This is a genomic window from Amycolatopsis sp. NBC_00438 (assembly GCF_036026695.1).
Classification (GTDB): Bacteria; Actinomycetota; Actinomycetes; order Mycobacteriales; family Pseudonocardiaceae; genus Amycolatopsis.
This window is the reverse complement of the sequence record NZ_CP107923.1, coordinates 1659701-1685379: the sequence shown is the minus strand read 5'-3', so window position 1 is coordinate 1685379 and position 25679 is coordinate 1659701. Positions and strand designations below refer to the sequence as shown.

At 72.1% G+C, this 25679-nt stretch carries 23 protein-coding genes; 12 read left to right on the top strand and 11 right to left on the bottom strand.

Features of this window, described 5'->3' with window-relative positions; genetic code table 11:
- Window positions 1-207 precede the first annotated feature (207 nt).
- Together OG494_RS08085 and OG494_RS08080 are read right to left on the bottom strand one after the other, a co-directional pair.
- Complete coding sequence (locus OG494_RS08085) at window positions 208-2151, bottom strand: potassium transporter Kup (protein WP_328453486.1); 1944 nt, start codon at window positions 2149-2151, stop codon at window positions 208-210.
- A 304-nt stretch (window positions 2152-2455) separates the two neighbouring features.
- Complete coding sequence (locus OG494_RS08080) at window positions 2456-3391, bottom strand: AraC family transcriptional regulator (RefSeq protein WP_328453484.1); 936 nt, start codon at window positions 3389-3391, stop codon at window positions 2456-2458.
- 82 nt (window positions 3392-3473) lie between these two features.
- On the opposite strand from OG494_RS08080, the gene OG494_RS08075 reads away from it, so the two are divergent.
- From OG494_RS08075 to OG494_RS08060, 4 genes are all read left to right on the top strand, one after another.
- Window positions 3474-3902 (top strand): pyridoxamine 5'-phosphate oxidase family protein, encoded by a 429-nt coding sequence (locus OG494_RS08075; protein ID WP_328453483.1) that lies wholly within the window; start codon window positions 3474-3476, stop codon window positions 3900-3902.
- Between the two features lie 110 nt (window positions 3903-4012).
- Window positions 4013-5110, top strand: coding sequence for a ferredoxin reductase (locus OG494_RS08070; protein WP_328453482.1), 1098 nt, complete (start codon window positions 4013-4015; stop codon window positions 5108-5110).
- Between the two features lie 16 nt (window positions 5111-5126).
- Complete coding sequence (locus OG494_RS08065) at window positions 5127-6410, top strand: fatty acid desaturase family protein (protein WP_328453480.1); 1284 nt, start codon at window positions 5127-5129, stop codon at window positions 6408-6410.
- 380 nt (window positions 6411-6790) lie between these two features.
- Window positions 6791-7339, top strand: coding sequence for a hypothetical protein (locus OG494_RS08060; protein ID WP_328453478.1), 549 nt, complete (start codon window positions 6791-6793; stop codon window positions 7337-7339).
- 132 nt (window positions 7340-7471) lie between these two features.
- On the opposite strand, the gene OG494_RS08055 is transcribed toward OG494_RS08060, so the two are convergent.
- The 5 genes from OG494_RS08055 to OG494_RS08025 form a co-directional block, all read right to left on the bottom strand.
- On the bottom strand, window positions 7472-7882 hold the full coding sequence (locus tag OG494_RS08055; protein WP_328453476.1) for an STAS domain-containing protein: 411 nt from the start codon (window positions 7880-7882) through the stop codon (window positions 7472-7474).
- Window positions 7883-8083: 201 nt separating this feature from the next.
- Window positions 8084-9052, bottom strand: a complete 969-nt coding sequence (locus tag OG494_RS08050; protein WP_328453474.1) for a glycine betaine ABC transporter substrate-binding protein — start codon at window positions 9050-9052, stop codon at window positions 8084-8086.
- A 30-nt stretch (window positions 9053-9082) separates the two neighbouring features.
- Window positions 9083-11461, bottom strand: a complete 2379-nt coding sequence (locus OG494_RS48330) for an ABC transporter permease subunit (RefSeq protein WP_442874392.1) — start codon at window positions 11459-11461, stop codon at window positions 9083-9085.
- A 151-nt stretch (window positions 11462-11612) separates the two neighbouring features.
- Complete coding sequence (locus tag OG494_RS08030) at window positions 11613-12647, bottom strand: aldo/keto reductase (protein WP_328453471.1); 1035 nt, start codon at window positions 12645-12647, stop codon at window positions 11613-11615.
- 68 nt (window positions 12648-12715) lie between these two features.
- Window positions 12716-13498 (bottom strand): sigma-70 family RNA polymerase sigma factor, encoded by a 783-nt coding sequence (locus OG494_RS08025; RefSeq protein ID WP_328453469.1) that lies wholly within the window; start codon window positions 13496-13498, stop codon window positions 12716-12718.
- 235 nt (window positions 13499-13733) lie between these two features.
- On the opposite strand from OG494_RS08025, the gene OG494_RS08020 reads away from it, so the two are divergent.
- From OG494_RS08020 to OG494_RS08010, 3 genes are read left to right on the top strand one after another with little or no spacing between them, the layout of a single operon-like run.
- Complete coding sequence (locus tag OG494_RS08020; RefSeq protein WP_328453467.1) at window positions 13734-14366, top strand: TetR/AcrR family transcriptional regulator; 633 nt, start codon at window positions 13734-13736, stop codon at window positions 14364-14366.
- A gap of 60 nt (window positions 14367-14426) precedes the next feature.
- Window positions 14427-16400, top strand: coding sequence for a hypothetical protein (locus OG494_RS08015; RefSeq protein ID WP_328453465.1), 1974 nt, complete (start codon window positions 14427-14429; stop codon window positions 16398-16400).
- A 23-nt stretch (window positions 16401-16423) separates the two neighbouring features.
- Window positions 16424-17965 carry a hypothetical protein gene (locus OG494_RS08010; protein WP_328453464.1) on the top strand — a complete coding sequence of 514 codons (1542 nt, stop codon included), beginning with the start codon at window positions 16424-16426 and terminating at the stop codon, window positions 17963-17965.
- Window positions 17966-17969: 4 nt separating this feature from the next.
- Here OG494_RS08010 and OG494_RS08005 read toward each other — a convergent pair whose 3' ends face one another.
- The gene (locus OG494_RS08005; RefSeq protein ID WP_328453463.1) at window positions 17970-18521 is read right to left on the bottom strand and encodes a TetR/AcrR family transcriptional regulator; all 552 of its coding nucleotides are present in this window, start codon (window positions 18519-18521) and stop codon (window positions 17970-17972) included.
- A 110-nt stretch (window positions 18522-18631) separates the two neighbouring features.
- On the opposite strand from OG494_RS08005, the gene OG494_RS08000 reads away from it, so the two are divergent.
- Window positions 18632-19645, top strand: coding sequence for an NADP-dependent oxidoreductase (locus tag OG494_RS08000; RefSeq protein ID WP_328453462.1), 1014 nt, complete (start codon window positions 18632-18634; stop codon window positions 19643-19645).
- Window positions 19646-19782: 137 nt separating this feature from the next.
- Here the strand turns inward: OG494_RS08000 and OG494_RS07995 are convergent, their stop codons facing one another.
- Complete coding sequence (locus OG494_RS07995) at window positions 19783-20565, bottom strand: oxidoreductase (RefSeq protein ID WP_328453461.1); 783 nt, start codon at window positions 20563-20565, stop codon at window positions 19783-19785.
- A gap of 75 nt (window positions 20566-20640) precedes the next feature.
- Between OG494_RS07995 and OG494_RS07990 the strand changes: the two genes are divergently transcribed.
- Complete coding sequence (locus OG494_RS07990; RefSeq protein WP_328453460.1) at window positions 20641-21156, top strand: MarR family winged helix-turn-helix transcriptional regulator; 516 nt, start codon at window positions 20641-20643, stop codon at window positions 21154-21156.
- A gap of 106 nt (window positions 21157-21262) precedes the next feature.
- Window positions 21263-21913 (top strand): TMEM175 family protein, encoded by a 651-nt coding sequence (locus OG494_RS07985; protein ID WP_328453458.1) that lies wholly within the window; start codon window positions 21263-21265, stop codon window positions 21911-21913.
- A gap of 125 nt (window positions 21914-22038) precedes the next feature.
- Here the strand turns inward: OG494_RS07985 and OG494_RS07980 are convergent, their stop codons facing one another.
- The gene (locus OG494_RS07980; protein WP_328453456.1) at window positions 22039-22659 is read right to left on the bottom strand and encodes a sulfotransferase family protein; all 621 of its coding nucleotides are present in this window, start codon (window positions 22657-22659) and stop codon (window positions 22039-22041) included.
- A gap of 139 nt (window positions 22660-22798) precedes the next feature.
- On the opposite strand from OG494_RS07980, the gene OG494_RS07975 reads away from it, so the two are divergent.
- Window positions 22799-23524 carry a hypothetical protein gene (locus tag OG494_RS07975; protein WP_328453454.1) on the top strand — a complete coding sequence of 242 codons (726 nt, stop codon included), beginning with the start codon at window positions 22799-22801 and terminating at the stop codon, window positions 23522-23524.
- Here the strand turns inward: OG494_RS07975 and OG494_RS07970 are convergent.
- Entirely contained in the window at window positions 23491-24960 is a 1470-nt protein-coding gene (locus OG494_RS07970; protein ID WP_328453452.1) for an MDR family MFS transporter, read from the bottom strand. The genes OG494_RS07975 and OG494_RS07970 overlap by 34 nt on opposite strands.
- Before the next feature lie 88 nt (window positions 24961-25048).
- On the opposite strand from OG494_RS07970, the gene OG494_RS07965 reads away from it, so the two are divergent.
- A complete protein-coding gene (locus OG494_RS07965; protein WP_328453450.1) occupies window positions 25049-25639 on the top strand; it encodes a TetR/AcrR family transcriptional regulator in 591 nt (196 codons plus the stop codon).
- Window positions 25640-25679 lie beyond the last annotated feature (40 nt).

Sequence of the window (25679 nt, the reverse complement as noted above, 5' to 3'; positions counted from 1 at the left end):
AACGAGTCAGTCAGTCAAGGGTCCGTCCTGCTCCCCCTCCCAGGTCGCGGCAGAGACGGACCTGTCACGCAGGGCACGCAGGGCTGGAACATTGTCTCGGCGTGCTTGCGGTCCGGGAAGACCCGGTGGACCACCGCACGGCCGGCTTGTGGCGGACCTTCGTGTAGCCCACCAGGACCTGGGTGTCCCCGCGGGCTGTCGCTCGGTTTACACCTCGATGTGCGAGCCCATCACGACGGTGCGGTCGCGGGGCAGCGCGAACTGCTCGGCCGCGTCCGCGGTGATGTACGACGTGGCGATGAACAGCCGCTTGCGCCAGCCTGCCATGGTCGGCTCCTTGCCGAGCTGCAGCTCGATCTTCGACAGGAAGTAGGACGCGTCGTCCACCTGGAGCCGGCCCTCCGTCTCCGCCGGTTCGAGGGACCGCAGCGCGGCGGGGACGTCCGGGCGCTCCATGTACCCGAACCGGGCGCTGACGTGGGTGATGCCGTCGTGGGCGTGGCCGAGGTCGTCGACGACGGTGCGCTCGCCCTCCGGCACCCGGGGCACCGGCTCCGTCTCGATCGACACGATCACGACGTGCTCGTGGCGGACGTGGTTGTGCTCCGCGTTGGCCCGCATCGCCAGCGGCGCGGTCACCTTGCCGCGGTTGAGGAAGACGGCCGTGCCCGGCACGCGCTGCGTGGCGGGCTTGTTGTTCTCCAGGTCGTCGATGAACTCGCGCAGCGAGCCCTCGTGCTGTTCGCGTTCCGCGGTGACGATCTGGCGGCCCCGCTGCCAGGTGATCATCACGGTGAACACGGTGAGGGCGATCAGCAGCGGCAGCCACGCGCCGTGGACCAGCTTGGTCAGGTTGGCCGCGACGAACAGCAGGTCCACCGAGAGCAGCACGGTCGCGCCGACGCCGATCAGCCACTTCGGCGTGCCCCACTTCACCCGCGCGACGTAGAAGAACAGCAGGGTCATGATGGTGATCGTGCCGGTCACCGCCATGCCGAACGCGTAGGCCAGCGCCGCCGAACTGCGGAACGCGAACACCAGCGTCAGCACCGAGACCAGCAGCAGCCAGTTGATCCACGGGACGTAGATCTGGCCGATCTCCGACTCCGAGGTGTGCCGGATCCGCAACCGGGGCAGGTACCCGAGCCGGGCGGCCTGCGCCGTGACCGAGTACGCGCCGGTGATGACCGCCTGGGACGCGATCACGGTCGCCGCGGTGGCCAGCAGCACCAGCGGCAGCCGCGCCCAGCCGGGCACGAGCAGGAAGAACGGGCTGGCGACGTTGGCCTGGTCCTTGAGGATCAGCGCGCCCTGCCCGAGGTAGCTGAGCACGCACGCGGGGAGCACCAGGAACAGCCAGCCGCGGGTGATCGCCCGCCGGCCGAAGTGGCCCATGTCGGCGTACAACGCCTCGGCGCCGGTGACCGACAGCACGATCGCGGCCAGCGCGAAGAACGCGATCCCGAAGTGGCCGGCCAGGAAGCCCAGCGCGTACGTCGGCAGGAGCGCCTTCAGGATCTCCGGGTTACCGGCGATGCCGCCGATGCCGAACACCCCGATCGTGACGAACCAGAGGATCATCACCGGCCCGAACAGCCGCCCGACGGTCGCGGTTCCCTTGCGCTGGAACAAGAACAGCACCACGATGATGACCGCGGTGATCGGCACGACCAGCTCGTCGAACGAAGGCTGCACGATTTTGAGCCCCTCGACCGCGGACAGCACCGAGATCGCCGGGGTGATCATGCTGTCGCCGAAGAACAGCGACGCGCCGAAGATGCCCACACCGGACAGCACCAGCGCGGTCCGGGCGCCGCGCTGGCCGCTCCAGCGCCGCAGCTGCGTGATGAGGGCCATGATGCCGCCCTCGCCGTCGTTGTCGGCGCGCATGGCCAGCAGCACGTAGGTGACCGTGACGATGATCATCACCGACCAGAAGATCAGCGAGACGACGCCGAACACGTTGTCCGTGCTGACCGGGACGGGGTGCGGGTCACTGGGGCTGAACACCGTCTGCAGGGTGTAGATCGGGCTGGTCCCGATGTCGCCGAACACCACGCCCAGGGCGCCGACGACCACCGCGAGCCGCACGGTCTCGCGCCGGGCCGGCGCCGGGGCCACCGGATCGGCGGCCGGGTTCCGATCAGCCATGACGTTCCCCTCCGAGCAGGCAGCCAGGACCCTCGTCGCCCGGTGCACCGTGCCGGACCCTACCGACACCCGCGCCGCGCCCGGTCCGCCCGGCCCGCGACGCGCCGACCGGGCCTGCCCGCCGGCGACCTCCCCCTCGGCCGGCTGGTACGCCTCTTGGACGGCGACGCCCGTCGATCGCCCCGGCCGTCGCCCGGGCCGCGGCGGCCCGTCCCGTGCCGGCCACAGTGGACGGTCGGACCGCCCGGCCTACGACGACGGCATCCGGGTACGCGAGACCACGCACCGGCCGTGAGGCCGGGATTCAGGCGCTCGGCCCCACCGGAGAAGCACGCCGGAACTCGCTCGGGTTGGCGCCGCGGACCCGCTTGAACGCCGCGCTGAACCCGAACGGATCGGCGTACCCCACCGCGCGGGCGACGTCGGCGACGGTGGCCGTCTCCCGCTCGAGCAGCAGGTCGGCCGCGAGCGTCATGCGCCAGCGCGTCAGGTACGTCAGCGGTGGTTCGCCGACCAGCTCGGCGAAGCGCTTGGCCAGCGTCGACCGGGACACGCCGGTCCGGCCGGCCAGCGCGGCGACCGTCCAGGGCGCCGCCGGTTCGGCGTGCAGCAGGCGCAGCGCGTCGCCGACCACCGGGTCGCGCTGGGCGGCCCACCAGGCCGGGGCTTCGCCGCCGGGCCGGTCGAACCACTCGCGCAGCGTGCAGACGAGCATCCAGTCCAGCAGCCGGTCGAGCACCACCTGCTGGCCCGGCGCGTCCACGGCGACCTCGGCGGCGAGGTGGTCCAGCACGGCGTCCCCGGTGCCCCCGCTGTCCGCGCGCAGCACGACGGGCAGCGCCTCCAGCAGCCGGCGGCTGATCTCGCCGCGCACCGGGTACGCGCCGACGATCAAGGTCGTCGCGCCGCCGCTGTCGTCGGTCCAGCCGCGCCGGTGCCGGGTGCCGCCCTCCTCGGGCGCCGCGCAGAACTCACCGCACGCGACCGGCTCGGCCGGGGTGCCGAGCTCGTCGACGAAGGTGAACGTCGCGGGGCCGCGCACGACGACCGTCTCGCGGGCGCGCAGCCGCTCGGGCGGGCCGTGCTCCGGCACGATCCAGCCCGCGCCGCCGAGCACGGTGCACAGGGTGAGCGGCGCGCCGTCCACGAACTCCAGCGCCCAGGGCGGGGACAGGGTCGAGCTGCCGAACAGCGAGCCGTGGGCCCGCACCCCGCGGATCAGGTCGTCGAACACGTCCACCGCACCGAGGTTAGACGAATGGACAGGCGATCCGGGCTTTCACCTATGGGATTGTCCGAGCCGGCCGCGTTGAATCGACGTCATGAGCAGCGACACCGATTCCTTGACCGCCCCGGACCTCGACTTCCTCCGCCGGCCCCTGCACGGCTTCCTGACCGTGGCCGCGACCCCGCTCCCGCCGCAGCCGCGGCCCGTGTGGTTCGAGGCCACCGGCGAAGGCACGCTCCAGCTGTTCACGGAGCCGGACGCGCTCAAGGTGCGACGTCTGGGCCGCGACCCCCGCGCCTCGCTCGTCGTCGCCGCGCCGGTGGGTGAACGCGAGCGGTGGGTTTCGGTCGCCGGCCGCACCACGCTGGAACCCGATGGCGCCCACGACCTGGCCCGCCGGCTGGCCGCCCGCTACTGGGACCTCGACGACCCGGCGCGGGCCGCCGACCTCGCCGGGATCCTGGCCGCCGACCAGCTTCGCCTGGTGATCCACCCGGAGACGGTGCGCCGCTACACGTACTGATCGCCGCTCAGGCTGCAAGTTGAGTGCACGCCTGTACACTCAATCAGCATGATCGTCACCAGCTGGGTCCACGAGGTCGTGACCGCCGGCCGTGAGCGGGGCGGTGCCTGATGGCCGAAGTGGGAATGCGCCCCCCGGCGTCGCCGCTGCGGCGCCGGGCCCTGCGCGCGGTGCGCTGGCTGTTCACCCCCTTGCGGGCGGACGACTACCTGGAACTGATCAACCCCCTGTGGTCGACCCGGGAGCTGCGCGGCCGCGTCGAGCGGGTCGAGCCCGAACGCGGTGACGCCGCCACCGTGCTGATCCGGCCGGGCTTCGACTGGGTCGGGCACCGGCCCGGGCAGTACGTCCGGCTGGGTGTGGTCATCAACGGCGTCCACCACTGGCGCGCGTACTCGCTGACGTCGAGCCCGGACCGCGCGGACGGCCTCATCTCGGTCACCCCCAAGAAGGTCGACGGCGGGATCGTCTCGCCGTACCTGGTCGAGCGGGCCCGGCCCGGCGAAGTCGTGCGGCTCGGCGAGGTCGAAGGGGCCTTCACCCTGCCCGACCGGCTCGAGCGCGGCCTGCTGTTCGTCACCGCGGGCAGCGGCATCACGCCGGTGATGAGCATGCTGCGTCACCTGGGCCCGGGGCCCGGCCTGCGCGACGTCGTCCACGTGCACTCGGCGCGGGAGCCGGACGGCGTCACCTTCGGCGAAGAGCTGGCCACACTGGCAAAGCAGTACGAGGGGTTCCGCCTCGAACTGCGCATCACCAGCCGCGACGGCCGGTTCTCCCCCGCCGACCTGGACGCCCTGTGCCCGGACTGGCGCGACCGCGACACCTACGCCTGCGGTCCCGGCGAGCTCCTCGACGCGCTGCAAGCGCACTGGAAGAGCCACGGCGACGTCGATCGGCTGCACCACGAACGGTTCCAGCCGATCGTCGGCGGCGACTCCGCCGACGGCTCGGGCGGCACCGTGCGGTTCGCCCACCGCAACGTCGACGCGGAGTGCCCGCCCGGCACCCCGATCCTCGTCGCGGGCGAGAACGCGGGCGTCGACATGCCCTTCGGGTGCCGGGTCGGGGTCTGCCACACCTGCGTGCTGCCGATCCGGGACGGCCGGATCCGCGACCTGCGCACCAACGTCGTCAGTCAGTTGAACAACGAGATCGTGCGCACCTGCGTCAACGGCGCCGAAGGCCCGGTCACGGTCGAACTCTGAGCGAGGAAAGGACCTCATGCCCACGCAGAACACCCTGTCCCAGGAAGCCACCCACCCGTTCGCGCACCTGAGCGCGGCTCAGCTGGACGAACTCGCCCGCGAGTTCGACGCCATCCACGACCGGGTCCACGGTGAGCTGGGCGAGCGCGATCGCCGCTACATCAAGGGCGTCATCAGGATGCACCGCCAGATCGCGGTGGCCGGCCGGGCGCTGCTGCTCGGCTCCCGGTCCAAGCCGGCCTGGCTGGCGGGCACCGGCTGCCTGGCGGTGGCGAAGATCCTGGAGAACATGGAGATCGGGCACAACGTGCTGCACGGTCAGTGGGACTGGATGAACGACCCGTACATCCATTCGTCCACATGGGACTGGGACACCGCCTCGACGGCGGCGGCGTGGAAGCACTCCCACAACTTCATCCACCACACCTACACCAACATCCGGGGCAAGGACAAAGACCTCGGGTACGAGATCATGCGCATCGACCCGCACCAGAAGTGGCACCCGGCCTACCTGGCGCAACCGCTGTACAACCTGCTGCTGATGGCCTTCTTCGAGTGGGGTGTCGCGGTCCACGACCTCGACGTCGAAGCCATCCGCGCCGGCGAGAAGCCGATGAAGGACGTGTGGCACGACATCAAGGGCATCTCGGGCAAGGCGCGCGACCAGGTCCTGAAGGACTACGTCGGGTGGCCGCTCGTGAGCGCGCTGGCCGCCACGGCGGTGGGGCGGCTGCTGAAGCCCGAACCCCGCTCCCGGTTGCGGGTGCTGGCGGACCGGGCCGGTGGGCGGCGCCGGAAGGGCGCGGTGCGGGCCCAGCTCGAGGCGGTCCGCGCGGAAGGCGGCGGCACGTTCGCCGCGACGTTCTGGGCGAACTTCACCGCGAACATCATCCGCAACCTGTGGGCGCACTCGATCATCTTCTGCGGCCACTTCCCGGACCAGACCTACACGTTCGGCCAGGACGAGGTCCGCGACGAAACCCGCGGCGGCTGGTACGTCCGGCAGCTGGTGGGTGCGGCGAACATCACCGGTTCCCCGCTGTTCCACCTGATGAGCGGCAACCTCGGGTACCAGGTCGAGCACCACCTGTTCCCGGACATGCCCAGCAGCCGTTACGCCGAGATCGCCCCGCAGGTCCGGGAGATCTGCCGCCGCTACGGCCTGCCCTACAACACCGGGCCGTTCTCCCGTCAGCTGGGCACGGTGCACCGCACGATCCTGCGGCTCGCGTTCCCGGGCGGGAAGCCGCGCCCGAAGCCCGGCCCGTACCAGGGCGACGACGTGGAACGCGCCGCCTGACCTCGGCCGACGATCTTGGCGCGCGGCAACCCGGCGATGTCCGCGACGGCCTTCTCGACGATCTTCACCGGTAGCCCGCGCTCGACGGCTTCGCCTTCGGTGAGGCCCTCACGTGCGCGCCGGGGAGGAACTCGCCGCCGGACCGGGCGGGGATCGACGCCGACGTAACGTCGCCCGGTCGGCCACCGGACGGCACCGGTCGGCCGCCGTGACGGTGCCGGCCCGCTACGGGCGCAAGGCGGTCCAGGACATCCGGCTTGACGGCGGCCCGGGACCCGGCCCGGATCCCGGCGGCGCGCCGCCGGTGCCACCGCCACGACGTCCGGCTCCGCTGACGGCGTCCGAGGCAACCCGGGCACCGGTCCCGACGTGTACGGGGCATGCGGGAACACGTCCTGTGGACGGGAAAGCCGGTGAACCGGCCGATCTTCCACCGTTACGACCACACGATGGCCGTCCTCGTCCTGGGTACGCTCATCGGGGTCACGACCTGGTTCGGCCGCGCGGACCAGACGCCCGCCGACCGAGCGACGACGCTGGCCGCGACGATCGCGTTCGGCGCCCTGGTGTTTCTGGAGCCCGCCGCACGGATCGTCCGGCTGCGGCGGACAACCTACGCGATCACCGACCACCGCGTGACGGCCACCGGCGGCCTGCTGGGGCCGGTCGTGCGTACGGTGTATCTCGCCGACCTGGAACCCCCGGTCGTGCACCCGGAACGGAACGGCACCGGTACGATCAGCTTCGGCGAGCTCGAGCCGTACTTGCTGGCGCACGCGAGGTTCGGTCACCGGGTCAAGCGCCGGCACCTGCCGTTGGTGCTGGCGGGCATCGCTGAGCCTGCCGAGGTGCGCGACCTGCTCGTCCAGGCGATCGGCGAGGCCCGGCAACGCCGCGCGTCCGGTGACCACGACACTTCGCTCTTCTGATCCCGCCTCTGGCCAACCCCGTTGCAGGCGGGTGCGCGCCTCGCCGCCCCTCCCGGCAGCTACATGCGGTCGGCTGATGGCGGACGCTCTGGTCCGCGACCACGGCCGGCCGGGCGGCGGCCGGGCACCGAGCTAGCTTTCGGTCACCGGTTCCGCCAGCTGCGGCAGCAACTCCAGCCACGCCAGGGCCCCGGCGACGTCGCCGTACACCGGCAGGTCCTGTTCCAGCCCCAGCGCGGTCAGCGGGCGCAGCACCGCGCTCCGGTGGGTGACGATCACGAACGGGATCCCGGCCGCTTTCGCGTCGGTCGCCGTCTTCACCAGGATCGTCATCGTGCGCGCCGAGCAGAACGTCACCGACTCCGCGTCGAACACCAGCGCCCGCGGCCGCAGGCCGAGTTCGCGCTCCAGCAGGTCCGCGAGCCGGTCGGTGACGGTCAGGTCGAGTTCGCCCGCCGCCGCCAGCACGGTCGCGCCGGCGCTGGTCGTGATGCGGAAGCACGCGGTCGATCCGGACGGGTCGTGCGGCCGGGTTTCGGACACGACGGACGGCCTCCTCGGATAGACCGTGAGGCCAAACCACAGGGGCACCAGTCCGGTCCCACGCCGGCCCAGGTCGGGGCCGCGGGTTCGGGGTGCGACGGCTCCCGGGCGGAACCGCTGCCCTACGACGGTACCGTCGCGCCGCGACCACCGCAGTACCGTGCGGGTGAGTGGATGACTATCCACTCACCCGGATGCCGGTCAGCTGATGAAGCCCGCCGCCTTGAGCCAGTCGTGCGCCACCGTGGCGGGTTTCCGGCCGTCCACGCTGACCTTCTTGTTCAGGTCCGTGAGCGTCGCGGTGTCGAGCTTCGCGGCGATCGGCGTGAAGACCTGTTCCAGCTGCGGGTACTTCTGCGCGACCGCCGAGGCGATCGAGATGGCCGGGTTGTACGTCGGGAAGAAGTGCCGGTCGTCGTCCAGCACGGTCAGCTTCTGCCCGGCCACGCGCCCGTCGGTGGAGGCGACCGAGCCGAACCCGCACGGATCGCCCTTGCCGATGCTCGGGTAGACGACGGCGTCGTTGAGCACGTGCACCTGGGCTTCGGGCAGGGTGAACCCGTAGGTCTTCTCCACGCCGGGGAAGCCGTCGTCCCGGCTCTTGAACTCCGGGCCGATGCACGTCGAGGCCGCCGCCGGGTCCTTCTTCGCGAGCGCCGCGTAGTCCGAGATCGTCTTGACGCCGGTCTTGGCGAGGGTCGCCGGGTTCCCGGCGATGGCGTAGGTGTCGTTGGCCGGCGAGCGCGCCCACCAGGTGACGTTGTTGGCCACGTCGGCCTGCTTCACCGCGTCGTACTGCGCCTGCGGGTCGACGATCGGCTTGGTCTGCTTGAGGTAGCTGACCCAGGCGGTGCCGGTGTACTCCCAGTACAGGTCGACCGCGCCGCTGGTCAGCGCCTGCCGAACGTTGCTCGAACCGGTGATGTTGGTCTTGTCCTGCGGGCTCGCGCCGGCCGCCTGCAGCGCGACGAGCGCGATCTGGCCGAGCAGCAGCTGCTCGTCGAACTCCTTGGAGCTGACGCGGATCTGCGCGCCGCTCAGCGTGTCGATCTTCTTGATGGACCCCGCGCCCACCTGGGCGCCGGTGTCGTCCTTGCCGATCGTGCACCCGGCCGTGAGCGCCGCCGCCGCGACGAACGCGAGCACGGCGGCTGTCGTGCGCTGGAGCATGGGTCGGTCCTCCTGGGATCGTGGGAAGAGCTACAGACCGCGCGGGTGCAGGACCTCCTCCGCGACCAGGCCGAGCCAGTCGGCGAAGAGCGCCAGCGCGGCGACGACGATGCCGAAGGTCAGGCTCAGGATCGGGCGGTACAGGCCGATCCCGGCGACGAGCCCGCCGCCGAGACCGCCGCCGTCGATGAAGGTCGCCAGCGTCGCGCTCGCGACGGTGAGCACCAGCGCCGTCCGGATCCCGGCGAGGATCACCGGGACGGCCAGCGGCAGCTCGATCCGCCACAGGATCGCCGTCTTCGTCATGCCCATCCCCCGCGCGGCGTCGACGAGGGCCGGGTCGACGCCGTCGAGCCCGACGATCGTGTTGCGCAGCACCGGCAAGGTCGCGTAGACGACCAGCGCCGTCACCGCCGTCGCGGTGCCCGTGCCGGTCCAGAGCGCCAGCAGCACGACCAGCCCGATCGACGGGATCGCCTGCCCGAGGTTGCACAGGCCCAGGCCGATCGGCCGGGCCCAGCGGGCGCCGGCGCGCGTGAGCAGGATGCCGAGCGGGAGGGCGATGACGATGGTGCAGACCGTCGAGATCAGCGTGAGCCGCAGGTGCGCGCCCAGTTCGGTGAAGATCTCGCCGGCGTTGAGGTAGCGCTGTTCGATCGAGTCGAGCGGCTGCGCGCGCACGATCAGGAACAGCGCCAGCAGGCCGAGGGTGAGCAGGACCGGGCGCACCAGCAACCCGGACCGGCGCCGGGGCCGGGCCGGTGGAACCCGGTCCACGCCAGGCGTTTCGACGGCGTCCGGCACCGCGGGTGGCGGCGTGCCGTCGGCCGGCCGGAGCGCCGCGACCAGGCGCGGCACGTCGCACACCCCCAGCGCGTGGCCGTTGCCGGTGACGGCGACCGCGGTGCTTCCGGTGCGCACCATCGTGTCCAGCGCGTCCCGGAGGGTGGCCTCGCGCGGGATCGGGGGCAGGCCGTCCCGCGGCGGCCCGAGTTCGAGGTCCGCCACCCGGATCAGCGCGAGCCGCTTCAGGTTCCGCTTCGAGCCCACGAAGGCCGCGACGTAGTCGTCGGCCGGCGCGGCCAGGATCGCCTCGGGGGTGTCGTACTGGGCGAGCACCGACCGCGGCCGCAGCACGGCGATCCGGTCGCCGAGCTTGAGCGCTTCGTCGAAGTCGTGCGTGACGAACACGATCGTCTTGCGCACGTCCCGTTGCAGGCGGAGGAATTCGTCCTGCAGCCGGGCGCGGGTGATCGGGTCCGTGGAGCCGAACGGCTCGTCCATCAGCAGCACCGGCGGATCCGCGGCCATCGCCCGCGCCACGCCGACGCGCTGCTGCTGACCGCCGGAAAGCTCGCGCGGGTACCGGGTTCCGTGCTCGCGGGTCAGGCCGACGACGTCGAGCAGCTCGCCCACGCGGGCGGCGACGCGCCGCCGCGTCCAGCCGAGCACCCGCGGCACCACGCCGATGTTGGCGGCCACGCGCAGGTGCGGGAAGAGCCCGATCTGCTGGATGACGTAGCCGGTGTGGCGCCGGTGTTCGTCGAGGTCGAGCGCGGCGACGTCGGTGCCGCCGATCGTGACGGCGCCCGAGGTGGGCTCGACGAGCCGGTTGATCATCCGCATCGTCGTCGTCTTGCCGCAGCCCGACGGGCCGGTCAGCACGACGATCTCGCCCGCGGGGATCCGCATCGTGAGCCGCTCGACCGCGGGCCCCGCCTGCCCGGGGTACTGCTTGCGGAGCTCCCGCAGCTCGATCGTCCGGCCGGCGGTCCCGGCCGTCTCGTCCGAGGTCGCGATCGCGAGCTTGCGCGGACGCCGCCGTGTGGTCAGCTTGCCGAGCACCACGAAGGCCAGGTCGAACAGCAGCGCCAGCACGACGATCCCCAGCGTCCCGGTCAGCACCTGGTTCAGGGAGTTGACCGAGCCGAACCGGCCGAGGCCGTCGAAGATCTCGTTGCCCAGCCCGGGACCTTTGACGTACGCGCCGATGGCCGCGATGCCGATCGTGATCTGCGTCGAGACCCGGATGCCGGAGAGGATCACCGGCCACGCGAGCGGCAGCCGCACCCGCCACAGCAGCCGCGCGCGGCCGAGCCCCATCCCGCGCGCCGCGTCCACCACGGCCGGGTCGACCCCGCGCAGCCCGACGATCGTGTTGCGCGTGATCGGCAGGAGCGCGTAGAGCACCAGCGCGCACAGGACGTTCGTCAGCCCGAGCCCGAACGGGCCGATCAGGATGCCCAGCAGCGCGATCGACGGGATGGTCAGGAACGCCGCGGTCGTCGTGGTCGCGATCGAGCCGAGCCACCGCCGCCGGTAGGTGAGCAGGCCGAGCGTCATCCCGATCAGCACGGCCAGCGCCATCGCCGCGAGGGTGAGGTCCACGTGGAGGATCGCGTCGTTCACGACGTCGATCCAGTTCTCGCGGAGGTACTCCGAAAGGCTCAGGGCCGCGCTCCTCGGGCGTCGAGGGGCGGAAAATCACCGACCACCCCAGTCCGGCTTCGCCCCCAACCCCAGCACGTCCGCGGTGCTCCTGTCCACCGCCGGGCCCGGCTCACGCGGCCGCGCGGGACTCCGGGGACCGGCGTCGCAGGGACGGTTCGGTGGTCGACGGCGGGTGGTAGGCGATGTCGAGCGGGGCGACGTCCGTGCCCGGGGCCACGATCTCGTCGATCCGGTCGAGGAGGTCGTCCTCGAGCGTCGTTCCGGCGCCGGCGATCAGGTCGTCCAGCTGCGCCATCGTGCGAGGGCCGATGATCGCGGCCGTGACGTCCGGGTGCGCGACGGCGAACGCCATCGCCAGCCGGACCAGCGGCAGGCCGGCTTCGTCGGCGAGGACGGCCAGCCGCTCGACGGCGTCGAGGTTGCGTTCGTCGGTCAGGTAGCGGGGCACCCAGCGCATCCGCTCGGTGCCGGCCGCGGGCGGGCGCCCCGCGCGGTACCGGCCGCTGAGCAGACCCGAGGCGAGCGGGCTCCAGACCAGGGCGCCCATGCCGTAGCGCCGGCAGACGGGCAGCACCTCGCGTTCGACGCCGCGGCTGAGGATCGAATACGTGGGCTGCTCGGTGCGGAAGCGGTGCAGCCCGCGCCGTTCCGCGACCCACTGCGCCTCGACGATCTCCGACGCGGGCAGGCTGGACGACCCGATCATCCGCACCTTGCCGCCGCGGACGAGGTCGGTCAGCGCCGAGAGCGTCTCCTCGATGTCGGTGTCCGGGTCGGGGTGGTGGACCTGGTAGAGGTCGATGTAGTCGGTCCCCAGGCGCCGCAGGGACTCCTCCACCGCGGTGACGATCCAGCGGCGGGAGCCGCCGCGCCGGTTCGGGTCCGCGCCCATCGGGCCGTTGACCTTCGTGGCCAGGACGACGTCGTCGCGCCGGTCCCGCAGCGCGAGGCCCAGGATCTCCTCCGACTCGCCGCCGGCGTAGACGTCGGCGGTGTCGATGAAGGTGATCCCGGCGTCGAGCGCCCGGTGGGTCATCCGGACGCATTCGGCACGGTCGGCGTTGCCGGCGCCGCCGAACATCATGGTGCCGAGGCAGTAGGGGCTGACCCGGATGCCGCCGCGGCCGAGGGGACGTGTCTTCATGGACGCACCGTCGCACGGGTAGCGGCCAGCTGGTGTCCGCTATTTCCTTCGGGTGCCGCGGATCGCGGTCAGGCCGCGGCCTCCGCGCGCCGGAGGGGCGCGACGACGGCGGGCAGTTCCTCGTTGAGCCGCCGGAGACCGGCGACCAGCTCCTGGCAGTCCGCGCAGGCGTCGAGGTGGATCCGGATCCGGCTCGCCTTGTGGTGGCCGATCCCGTCGCGCACCCAGCGGCCCAGCTGGCCGCCGACGTCGCGGCAGTTCCGGCGCTGCGAGGCCGGGACGTGCTGGTCCAGGTAGGCCTGGCGCAGCCCTTCCCGGGCGCGGTAGGCCAGCGCGGCGACGCTGTTCGGCGACATCCCGAGGTCCCGCGCGATCCGCGCCGGCGACTCGCCCTCGATCTCGGTGCGCCACAACACCGTCCGCCACCGCTCGGGAAGACCGGCGAACGCCGCCGCGGCGACGGTGGCGTGCAGCCGGCTGCCCACCTGTTCGTCGCTTCCCACGCTCGGCAGCACGTCCGGCACCTCGGCGACCACCGAGACGGCCGAGTCGCGCCGGCGCCAGGTGATCATCGTGTTCCGGATCGTGGTGAGCAGATAAGGCCGGAATTCCTCGTCCGGCCCCTCTCCCGAGCGCAGAATCCGTAGTACGCGGGTGAATCCTTCGGCGATCAGGTCGTCCCGCTCCGCCGCGTCGGCCGCGATCGCGGCCGCCACCCGCCGGGCGGCGACCAGGTGCCGGTCGTAGAGCTCGCCGTACGCCGCGACGTCCCCGCCGCGCACCGCCTCGATCAGGACCGCGTCGTCCGGGATTTCGCTCGTCCCGGCCACCGCCGGTACCACCTCGGTCACCACTCCCCCTTGCTCATGCCCTTGCCCGTGCCGCTGCTCGCGCGCCTGCACGTGCAGAATGCGGAAATACTCGCCCAACGAGTGACCCGGCGCAAGGGTTCGGCGGCAGGTCCCGGGTTCTTTCGGAACAGGCACGCCGGGACCGGAGGTTCTCAGGGAGCGGAGCGGTCAGACGCGGTTTCGCCGGCCTTCACGAGAGTTAACGCGCATAAGTTTCGTGCTGTAAGCTCACGGTGTGGACGACGACAAGAGCGCGACGCGCACCCGCAACCGCCGAGGGGAAGGCGCCCGCCTGCGCGACGAAATCGTGGCGGCGGCTGTCGCATTGCTCGACGAGACCGGTGACGAAAGCGCCATCACCCTGCGCTCCGTCGCGCGGCACGTCGGGATCGCCGCGCCGTCGATCTACCGCCACTTCCCCGACCAGCCCGCGATCATGCTGGCCGTCGTGCAGAACGCCTTCGCCGAACTGGACGTCGAACTCCGCGCCGCCCGCGACGCCGCCCCCGGCCCCCGGCAGCGGCTCCTCGCCATCTGCGACAGCTATCTGGCCTTCGCCGAGGCCCACCCGGGGCGCTACCGCACGATGTTCGGCGGGCTGTGGATGCCCGACCTGACCGAGAGTTCCGTGACCGAGACCGACCTGTCCACGCTCGGCCGGGTGAGCATGGAACTGCTCCACGACGCTCTCGCGGACTGCGTCGAAGCCGGTCTCGCCACGAGCACCGACCTCGCGGCCGACACGGTCGCGCTGTGGCTCGGCGTGCACGGGCTGGCCCACCAGCGCGGGGTGTCCCCCAATTTCGTGTGGCCGCCGGACATCGCCGAACGCGTCGTCACCTCGCTCGCGCACCTGACCGCGGACTGAGTTCCGCCGGGTACCGGCGTTTTCTCGTATCAACGCGCCCCACCTCCTACTCTCAGTGGGGTGGACGGCATCGACAGTCTCCGGCACGCGATCGAAACTATTCCCATTCCCGGCGCCCCGCCGCGGCTGTCCCGCCAGGGCGCGGCGGTCGGGCTGGCCCTCCTGGACACCTCGCTGCGGCTCAACCACGTGCGCCGGCTGACCGAACGGCTGACCGTCGTCGAGCACGGGACCGCGCGGCGCAGCACCGAAGTCGACGTCAGCCTCAAGCTCCTCGACGAGGGCCAGCGCCAGGCCACCGCGCAGCTGCAGGACCTGATCGGCCAGGAACACGGCGAGCGGGCCACCTCGAGGCCGGCGCGGCAACGGTCCCTGTGGGTACCGCTGGCCCGGCTGCCGCGCCGCGACGTCTCCCCCATCGACGTCTTCGACAGCGCCGGCCAGAAACTGCCGCGGCTCACCCAGCACGAGGCGTCCCGGCTGGTCGCCGCCGGGCTCTACCGGCTGCTGCGCGGGATCCTCGCCGGCGACGAGAACGCACAGACGGCCAAGCACGAGCTGAACACCTTCCTGTTCCAGGTGCACGAACCGCGCTGGCTCATCCAGCAGGCGCTGCTGACGCTGCTCACCGAGCGGAACCACCCCGAAGAGGAGTTCGCGCTGGCCCCGGCCGGCGGCACGGTTCCCGGGTACGGCAGGCAATGCCGGGAACTGGCGCTGGACATCCTCACCGGCTGCGCCGACCTGCTCGTCGAATACGCCTACCTGCTCAACGTCGCCGTCCGGGACTACATGCTGGTGGTGGCGCTCGACGACTCGGTCGAGGAACACCGGCTCAGTTACGAAACGCCGCTGCACGTCGACGCGCGCCAGCCCGTGGCGCGAGAGCAGTGGCGGCGCCTGGCCTCCAGCCGCCGCGGGTACGTCGTGAGCTACGAGACCATGATCCCGGCCACGCTGAAGTCCTACCACCTGGTGGCCCGGACCGCGCCCGAGGCGGAGATCTCCCGGATGTACCTGTCCACCGACGCCGACCAGCACCAGGTGGACGGCCTGACCGAAGACCTGGTCTCGCTGGCCGAACGGCAGGACGCCGCCCCGCTGCAGGAAGCCGGCGGCGCCCGGCACAAGATCCTGGAACTGCAGGCGCAGACCGTGCTGCGCCGGCTGGCGGACCTGGTGCGCCGCCGCAAGTGGGAGGCCGGCCAGTCCGGCGTCGAGCTGTCCCCGCGCAGCCTGCCGGCCTGTCACCGGCTCGCCGCCGCGGCCACGACGGGCGAGGCGGTGCGGACGGAGTCGGGCGAGCTGGACAACTCGCTGCGGCGGCACCCGGAGTTCACCGCCGCGAACCTCCGCGAGGCCGCGCGGGAGCTGACCGAGCGGGAATTCGGGCAGGACCTCGTGCTCGTCAACGGCATCGCCGACAACGAGGCGCGGGCGTACTGGCGCCGCTCGGGCGGGCGGGACGTGCGCGGCGACCACGTCCGGGTGCGCGCGACGCTCGTGCTCAAGGACTCCACGAAGTCCGGGCCGCTCAACGTGACCTTCTACGCGCTGGCCGTGGCGACGGTCTCGTTCGTGCTCGGCTGGATGCTGGTCGGCAGTCCGTGGTTCTACGGGCGGGCCGCCACCGAGGCGCTCGGCCACATCGGCGACGGCCAGTCGGTGATCACGATGTTGCTGCTGCTGCCGGGTTTCCTCTACAGCCGGCTGTCGCTGCCGCCGCGGCGGACCGTGCTCGGTTACCTCGGCACGCTGCCGCAGGCGCTCGTGCAGCTGAGCATCGCGGCCGTCGCCGGGTTCGCCGCGGCCGTCGCGACGCAGAGCCGGGGCGAGGTCGTGCAGGTCACGCTCACGATCGCCGTCGGGCTGCCGGTGCTCGCCGCGCTGGTGCTGTTCAGCCAGGTGTCGTGGCGCGTATCGGCGATCCCGCTCTCGCGCATCGGGGCGCCGCGGTGGGCGGGCGCCGGGGCCTGGGACCGCCGCGAACCGCTGGAAGCCGACGTGCGGTTCGACTCGTCCGGGGGGTGGTGAAAGTGCGCAACCAGAGGATTTCCGTGCGGAACGTGGCCGACCTCGCGCGGGCCGGCTTCGAGATCGCGCGCCAGCCGGTGACCAAAGTGGACTTCGAGGTGCACCACGCGGCGGCCCGCCACGGCTACCTGCGCGAGCTGGTGTCCGCGGACTCCGGCGGCACGATCTTCCTGGAGACGCTCTGCTCGGCCACGAACGGCGCCGGCGTCGTGATCGGCACCCGCACCCGCAAACCGCCGGACGGCACCGAAGTCGTCGAACGCGTCGACGGCCGGCAGCCGGCGGAGCGCCCGCAACAGCAGGCGGGCGCCTGGGTGTTCCACCAGACGACGTCGCCGAACCCGACGTTCATCTACGAGTCCGCGCAGACCTTCGAGGGCCTGATCGCGGTCGACCCGGCGGCGCGCGAGGTGTGCGAGTGGCACGGCCTGGCCATCCGCGACCTGGCGAGCGAGATCTCCGACGCCGCGGCCGCGCTGATCGACGCGCCGCTGCTGTCGTTGCAGAGCCCGGCGCAGCTGCCGACGCTCGTGAAGACCCGCAACCACGATCTCCGCACCCGCAAGGAGGTCGCGCCCCCGTGCGCGTCGCTGGCGGTCCGGTTCACGATCGCGCTGCGGGACGCGTCCGCGGCCGCGCGGTTCGAGCTGGCCGACCGGTTCCGGGAGCTGTGCGAGAAGAACGGGTACAGCTTCTGGCTCGCCGACACGCGCCCGGGGCACCGGCAGGGGAACTGGTTCGAGGTCTACCACGCCGACGGCGAGTTCTCCCCGCTGTACAAGGGGGATCTCCGGTCCCGCCAGCGGATCGGCACGTGCCTGCCGGTGACGTTCGTCGGGCCGGCGCGGATCGGCTCCACGCACGCGATCGTCTCGTTCCTGCAGCGCTACCCCCAGGTGGGCGTGGTCGGCTGCGCGGGCACGACGTTGTCGGACGTCGCGTTCGTCCACCTGCAGCTGGCGATCCACGGCGTGGCCGCCGACCGGCTGAACCGCATCCTGGGCAAGCTGCTCGGCGAGTCCACGACCCCGGCCCGGCCGTACCGGCTGCTGCGCGAGCTGTTCAAGCGGCTCGGCCTGCCGCCCGATCCCGACGGGCCGGACTCGGCCGCGCCGGACCCGACCGGCGACTACCAGACCTTCGCCGGTCCCGCGTTCGCCTACCGGCCGTACCAGATGCCCGACTGCATGGCGGTGTGGGTTTCGTGGGAGATCGCCCGCCAGCACCAGGGGCTCGCCGCCCCGCTGGACTGCCTCTACCGCGCGCTGGCCCAGATCGCGCCCCCGGCGGACTCCCTGCCGTCGGCGGCCGAGCTGACCACCGTCGAGTACCTCATCTGCCGCGCCACCGAGCAGTCGGTGATCCGGGGCAAAGCGAAACTGGCCGTGCCCAAGTCGGCCCTGCGCCAGTTCGCTTCGGGTGGCGCCGAGCTACCCGCGTCGAAGCTCTGCGCGTCACTGGAGGAGGCGTGGAAGGCCCACGTGGACCGGTCCGGGGTGGACGGCGTGAGCGAGCTGACGGTGGCGTGGCGCGAATCCTGGCTCGGCCACTGGACCCACTCGTGACGGGCTAGCCCGATTTGACCAGGACGGCGCCCATCACGACCCCGAAGAGGCGGTCGACGCGGGGCTCCAATGCGGGCTGGTCACCGAGCCAGGCCAGGGACGCGGCCAGGGCGAACAGGTCGGCGCCGTCGATGTCGGTCCGGGCCACGCCCCCGGCCTGGGCGCGGGTGAGCAGGCGGGTGCCGGCCGCGCGCATCGTGACGCAGGAGTCGTGCAGCGCGGATTCCGGGTCCTCGATGGCGTTCATCATCGAGGTCACCACACCGCGGTAGTTCGTCGTGCACGCGACGAAGTCGCGCAGCCACGCCAGCAGCGCGTCCTCGAGGGAGCTCGTCGCCTCGACCGCGTCCGCTCTCGCGGTCAGCTCGTCGAAACTGGTGCGCAGCAAGGCTTCCAGCAACGATTCGCGCGTCGGGAAGTGCCGCAGCAGCGTCGCGAGCCCGACCCCGGCCCGGCGGGCGATGTCACGCATCGAGGCGTCGACGCCGTGCTCGGTGATGACGGTGCCCGCGACGACGAGCAGGTGGTCGTGGTTGGCCTTGGCGTCCGCCCGCATCTCCGCCTCCTTTGACATCCGGACCACTGATCCGCATAATCGGATCAGTGGTCCACATAAGTGGATCGTTGATCCGTTCAGCGTACCCGCTGCGCAGACAGGAGAAGGCCGTGTCACCACGGACGATGAAGGCGATCCGGTTGCACGAGTTCGGCGGGCCCGAGGTCCTGCGGTACGACGACGTGCCGGTGCCCGAGCCGGGACCGGGTGAGGTGCTCGTCCGGGTCCACGCGATCGGCGTCAATCCCCCCGACTGGTACGTGCGCGAAGGGATGCCCGGCGTGCCGCCCGGGATGCTGCCGCCGCTGACCCTGCCCCTGATCCCGGGGACGGACGTCTCGGGCGTGGTCGAGGCGGTCGCCGACGACGTCGAGGAGTTCGCGGCCGGCGACGAAGTCCTCGGCCTCGTCCGCTTCCCGGGCGACCTCCAGAGCGGCGCGTACGCCGAATACGTGACCGCGCCGGTCACCGACCTCGCCCGCAAGCCGGCCGGTGTCGACCACGTGACCGCCGCCGGGCTGCCGATGGCGGGGCTGACCGCGTGGCAGTTCCTGATCGAGCTCGGCCACGACCACCCCTCCCCCTTCCAGGAAGCCCGGCACCAGCCGATGCCCCTCGGCGCGGACACCACAGTGCTCGTCAACGGCGCCGCGGGGGGTGTCGGGCACCTCGCCCTGCAGCTGGCGAAGTGGCGAGGCGCGAAGGTCATCGCCGTCGCCTCGGGCGGGCACGAGCCGTTCCTGCGCGAGCTCGGCGCGGACGAGGTCATCGACTACACGAAGGTCCGTCCCGAGGAGTCCGTGCACGACCTCGACCTGGTGCTGGACACCGTCGGCGGCCCGGGAAGCCGGCGCTTCCTGCGCACCCTCAAGCGCGGCGGCGCCCTGTACCCGGTGTACCTCGCCGAGTTCGACGACGAGGAGACCGAGCGGCTGGGCGTCACGGTCACGGCCACCCAGGTCCGCTCGGACGGCGCCCAGCTCGCCGAACTCACGCGCCTGCTCGACGCCGGCACGCTCCGCGTCGCGATCGACAGCACGTACCCCCTGGAGAAGGCGGCCGCGGCGCACGAGCGGGCCGCGCGCGGGCACCTGCGGGGCAAGATCGTCCTCACCGTCGACTGAGGTCGGGTCATGGGTCCGGGACTGTCGGGCGAGTCGGCGATCGTGTGCGGTGCGTCGTCCGGGATCGGACTGAAGGTCGCCGCGGAAGGCGTGCGCGTCACCCCGCGCCGTACCGAGAATCCGAGCCGGCCTCGCGGTCACAGTGTCGGGAGCAGGCCGCCGTCCAGCGTGATGGCCGTGCCCGTCACGTAAGACGCGCGCGGTGAGGCCAGGAACGCAATGAGGTCGGCGGCCTCGTCCGCCCGGCCCGGCCGGCCGAGCGGCACGGACAGCGACGCGTGGAACTGCGCGCGGACCTCGTCCTCGGTCCGGCCGGAGTCTTCGGCCAGCCGCCGCAGGGTGTCGTCGAGCGCGCTGGTCTCGACGACGCCGGGCAGGACCGCGGTGACCCGGACGCCGTGCGGGCCGCAGGCGGTGGCGAGGCCCTTGCTGTAGGCGTTGAGCGCGGCTTTCGCGGCCGCGTAAGGGATGCCGGACGGTTGCGGGTAGCGGGCGGCGCCGGACGAGACGTGCACGACGGCGCCGCTGCCCTGCGCGGTCATGGAGGGCACCAGGATCCGGTCCAGGCGCACGACCGACAGCAGGTTCGCGTCGAGGTTCGCCTGCCAGTCCTCGTCGGTCGCCGCGAGCACGCCGCCGGGCACGTGCCGGTTGCGGCCGGCGTTGGCCACCAGCACGTCGATGCCGCCGAGGTGGCCGAGCGCCGCTTCGGCGGCGGCCTCGATCTCGGCCGGCACGGTCAGGTCGGCGGTCACCAGGTGCACGCCGTCGGGCACTTCGGCCGGGGTGCGGGCGATGGCGACCACGCGCGCGCCGGCCGCGACCAGGCGGGTGACCACGGCGGCACCGATCCCCCGGGTACCGCCGGTGACGACGGCACGCGCACCCGCAAGACCCAGGTCGTCGCGGATTTCGAGCATGGCTGTCCTCCGAAAGTGATTGATCGGACTATATCGTTTAGAAGGCTACACGATATAGTCCGCTACAGTGCGTACGTGACCACCGTCCCGCCCGCCGGCCACCGCGACAGTCCCGGCCTGATGTTCGCCCTGCTCGGCAACGAGACCATGCGCCGCCTGCGGGACGCGCACACCGCGAACGGCCTGAGCCCGCGCCAGTTCCAGATCCTCGGCCTGCTCCACGACCGCGGCCCGCTCGGCCAGAGCGACCTGGCGACCGCGGTCGACACCGCCGCCAGCATCCTGGTCACGCAGCTCAACCCCCTCGAAGCGGACGGCCTCGTCTCCCGCGAACGCGACCCCCACGACCGCCGCCGCCACGTCGTCCTGCTCACCGCCCTCGGCCGCGAACGCCTGCAGAAGGCCGGCGCCGCCCAGCAGGAGGTCGAGGACGACGTCTTCCGGGCGCTCACCCCGGCCCAGCGCGCGCAGCTGACCCGCCTCCTGGTCCTGGTCCGCGACGACCTCACCGGCGGCCACGAACAGTGCGGCACCCCGGCTTCCCTCGACCGCGAGGACAGCCGGCCGGCCGCCGGTAGCGCCAGGCGATAAGCCGTGAAGGGCACCTTCAGGGACATAGAGTCCCTGAAGGTGCCCTTCACGGCTTTCGAAATCGCAAGAGGCACCGGCCGCGGAAGATCACCGACAGGAGCTCTCCATGGAACGGCAGAGGTCGCCCGAGAGGCTGGTCTTCTTCAGCGACGCCGTCGTCGCCATCGCCTTGACGCTGCTGGTGCTGCCGCTCACCGAACTCGTGCCGGAGCTGATCGCGGCCGGCCAGCCCGCGACGGAGGCCGTGACCGGGAACTGGCCGAAGATCTTCAGCTTCCTGCTCAGCTTCGCGGTGATCGGCCGGTTCTGGTTCACCCACCACCGCATCTTCGAGCACGTGCGCGCCTTCAACGGCCCGCTCGTGGTGGTCAACTTCTGCTGGCTGCTCACCATCGCGGTGCTGCCGTTCCCGACCCAGCTCATCGGCGCCTACCAGTCACAGCGCTTCACGGTGCTGTTCTACCTCGGCACCCTGCTCGCCGGCAGCCTGTGCCACACGGCGCTGCTGTTCATCGTCCGCCGCGACCCCGCAGTCCACGGCGACGCCGAACCCGTGTCCGCCCAGTGGACCCGGAGCTTCGTGGTGAGCACCGGCATCTTCGCCCTCGCGGTGGTCGTCGCCTGCATCCGGCCGGGGTTCGGGTACTACGTCCTGCTGTTGCTGGCCCTGCAGCCCCTGATCACCCGCCGTCGCGGCGGCGACCGGAAGTCCGATGAGGACGGTCGCGACGAGCACCAGCAGACGGCGACCGGCTGACAGTCCCGGCCACGGTCGGGAAAAGCCTCCGCACAGAGACCGGCTGGAACACCTCGGCTCCGCAGAAGCCGGACACCCCCGTCTGGTCGCTGCACTGTCGGGCAGCTCTGGCGAGGCGGCTCGTGTCAGGCGCCGCCGAGGAAGTTGTCGGCGGCGGCCGTGAAGTCGTCCGCGTCGTTGATCCGCGGGAACGGCTCGGGCGGCACCTCGGCGCCGAGGAACGCGCACAGCGGTGCCCAGCCCTCGCTCACCCGGTACACCAGCAGCTTCTCCGCCGGGACCGTGGCCCGGACCTCCGCGTTGTGCCGGGTGAACCACGCGATCGCGGCCTCCCGGCCGGTGTGGCGGAAACCGCGCTCGGCCAGCGCCGCCATCAGCTCGACGGTCTCGGGACCCAGCTTCGCGAAGACCTGGTCCATCAGCGGGTCGAAGATGGTCTCCGCGGCGCTGCGGTACCAGCGCTCGGGATCGCGGACGCTGAGCAGGATCTTGGCGTCCGGGAACAGCTCCCGCAGTTCACGCCAGAGCAGGCACCCCGGGAAGTCCGCGGTGGCCCGGTATCCGGCGACGGCGGCGCGCAATGCCTCGCGGTCGCCGCGCAGGGCCGCCGTCCACCGGACGGCGGCGACCGGGTCGCCGAGGATGTCCGCCATGTGGTGACACGGCCCGAAACCCAGCGCCTCCAGCGCGCCGCGCACCGACATCGTGCCGGTGCGGCCGAACCCGGCGCCGATGACCTCCACCATGCCCACCCTCCCCGGACCGAGCCCGCATTTTGGCACACCCGCCTACGGCGTCGGCCGCCGTGCCCGGGGCCGCTTCACACGGGAGCAGAGGTGATCACGGGGTGAAAGGTCGTCAGCCGCGGGTGGCAGGATGCCGGGCATGCGAGCGACCCGTTACGGACCGTCCGAAGAGGCCGGACGCGGCCGGCTGGACACGAACACCGTCGCACGGCTCGACGAGGTCGCCGGTTTCACCGGACTGCTCGACGTGCTCGGCGCGCTGCGTGCCGAGCACGCTCCGGCCCGGCTCCTCTGCACCCTCGACGACGTCAACCAGTGCGCGTACACGAGCGGGCACGCGAGCGAAGACGACCGGCTCCGGCCGGACAGCGACGACGCCGACGCCCGCGCCGCCCACATCGCCGCCGCCCTGGACGATCCCGGGTCGCGGGTCGCGTGGGAGGACCTGCCCGGCGAGCGCCTCGGCGGGGAAGCCGACGTCGCGGCCCTGGTCGAGGTGAACCGGGACCCGGACGCCTTCCTCGACGACGTCGTGCTCGTCCAGCGGGTGCCGGTGCCGCGCGACGACCTCGCGATCGCCGGGATCCCGAACGGCTACTTCACCGCCGACTGGAACGTCTTCCAGAACCACGCGGTCATCCGGCGGCTGGCCGGGCACGGCTACCGTCACGTGGGGATCGGCGCGTCGCTGCTCGGGTTCGACCGCGCGGGCGCCCCGTCCGAGGACGAGGTCCGCGCGGTCGTCGCCGACTTGCAGCACCTCTACGGCGCGTCCGGCGCCTGGGCACCGCTCGCCGCCCTGCTCCCGGAGCGGCCGTACCTGTTCCTCGGCTACACGGAGGACTTCCCCGACTTGACCGGCTGAGGCGGGGCCGCCGACGCTGCGGCGGCAGCGGCTCGGACTTGCTTGATTCCGGGCAGCCACACGCACAACGCGGTCGCGAGGAGCGAGAATCCCGTCGCCCACCAGAACGCGACGTGGAAGCCCGCCACGACCGCGCCCGGCCCGTCGCCGGCGACGGCCTGCTCGAGGACGACGGCGAGCACCGCCGTGCCGAACGACCCGCCGACCTGCTGCGCGATCCGGGTCAGGACGCTCGCGTGCCCGATCTCGGCGCGGGCGAGCCCGACGTAGGAGGCCGTCATGACCGGCATGGTGACGGCGCCGAGCCCGACGCCGCGGATCAGCAGCCACAGCGCGAGCAGCCAGCCGTCGCTCGTCGCGTCGACGAACGCGAACGGCACGGTCGCGGCCGCGACGACGACGAACCCGACGATCGCGATCGACTGCGCCCCGATCCGGTCGGTGAGCGGGCCGGCGATCTGGCGGCTGAGCAGTGCGCCGATCCCTTGCGGCACGAGCATCAGCCCGGCGGTCAGCGCGGTCACGCCGCGGACCTCCTGGTAGTACAGCGGGAGCAGCAGCATGGCCCCGAACAGCGAGAAGCCCGACAGGAACAGCACCGCGGTCGACGACCCGACCGAGCGCGCGGCGAGCAGCCGGACGTCCACGAGCGGGTCGCGGCGGCGCAGGGCGTGGACCGTGAAGGCGATGAGGAAGGCGACGCCGATCGCGAGCGGCGCGAGGACGCCGGGCCGGCCGAAGCCGGCCGCGCCGGCGTCGGAGAGGCCGAGGAGCACGGCGACGATGCCCGGGACGAGCAGCACGAGCCCCCACACGTCGAGCCGGGGCCGCGCGGCGGCGGCGTCCGGGGTGTCCTTCGCGAGGTAGCGGCCGGCGAGGATCAAACCGGCGACGCAGAACGGCACGTTGACCCAGAACATGAAGCGCCAGCTGAAGTCCGTGATGATCGCGCCACCGACGAGCGGGCCGAGGATCGGCCCGAGCAGGCCCGGCAACGCGACCCAGGTCATCGTGCGGCCCAGCGCGTGGCCGCCCGCCGCCTGCATGATCAGCGTCGTCATCACCGGCAGCATCAGCCCGCCGCCGAGCCCCTGCAGGACCCGCCAGCCGATGAGCGATCCCGCGTCCCACGCGAGGCTCGACCCGACCGAGCCGGCGAGGAAGACCGTGAGGGCGAACATCCAGACGCGCTTGCCGCCGAAGCGGGTCAGGGCCCAGGTGCTGAGCGGGACCGCTGCACCGAGGGCGAGCATGTAGCCGGTCGTCACCCACTGGATCGTCGAGACCGGCACGTCGAGGCTGGTCGCCAGCCGGTGCAGCGCGACGCTGACGATCGTCGTGTCGAACACGACCGCCAGCGCCCCCACCACCAGGATCAACGCCGTCTTCAGCACCTTCGGGTCGACGCCGTCGCGCGCCGGTGTGTCCGCTGTCATCACTACCCCAATAAGAGAGGGATTATTTCCTTATTGGCGAGGGTAGGGGGACTGGCGAAGGAATGCAAGTCTCTCTTATCCTGGACGCATGCCGACGTCCGATACGGTCAAACGCCGCCGCCGAGGGACCGAGCTGGAGCACGCGCTCCTCGACGCGGCCTGGGCGGAGCTGGCGGAAGCCGGCTTCGCGAAGCTGACGATGGAGTCCGTCGCGGACCGCGCGAAGACCGGGATCGCGGTGCTCTACCGCCGCTGGCCGGACAAGAACGCCCTGGTGCTCGCCGCCATCCGGCACTTCGGCGACACCCACCCGGTCGAGATCCCGGACACCGGCAGCCTGCGCGACGACCTGTTCGAGCTGATGCGGAACATCAACGCCGGCCGGACGGAGCTCGCGACGCTCGTCGGCGCGACGTTCGCGGGCCTGCACGACAGCGCCGGCCTCACACCGGAGGAGGTCCGGCTCACCGTGCTCGGCGACGGCCCGAAGCGGTCCGACCCGGTGTACCGCCGGGCCCACGACCGCGGCGAGATCGACCTCTCGCGCATCCCGCAAGACGTCCTCGACCTGCCGTTCCAGCTCATGCGCCACGACATCCTGATGACGCTGAAGCCGGTCTCCCCCGAGCGCATCCGCTCGATCGTCGACGACGTCTTCTGGCCGCTCGTCACCGGCTGACCCGCTCCCGGGCCGGCTGCCGCACCCGGTGGCGAGTCGG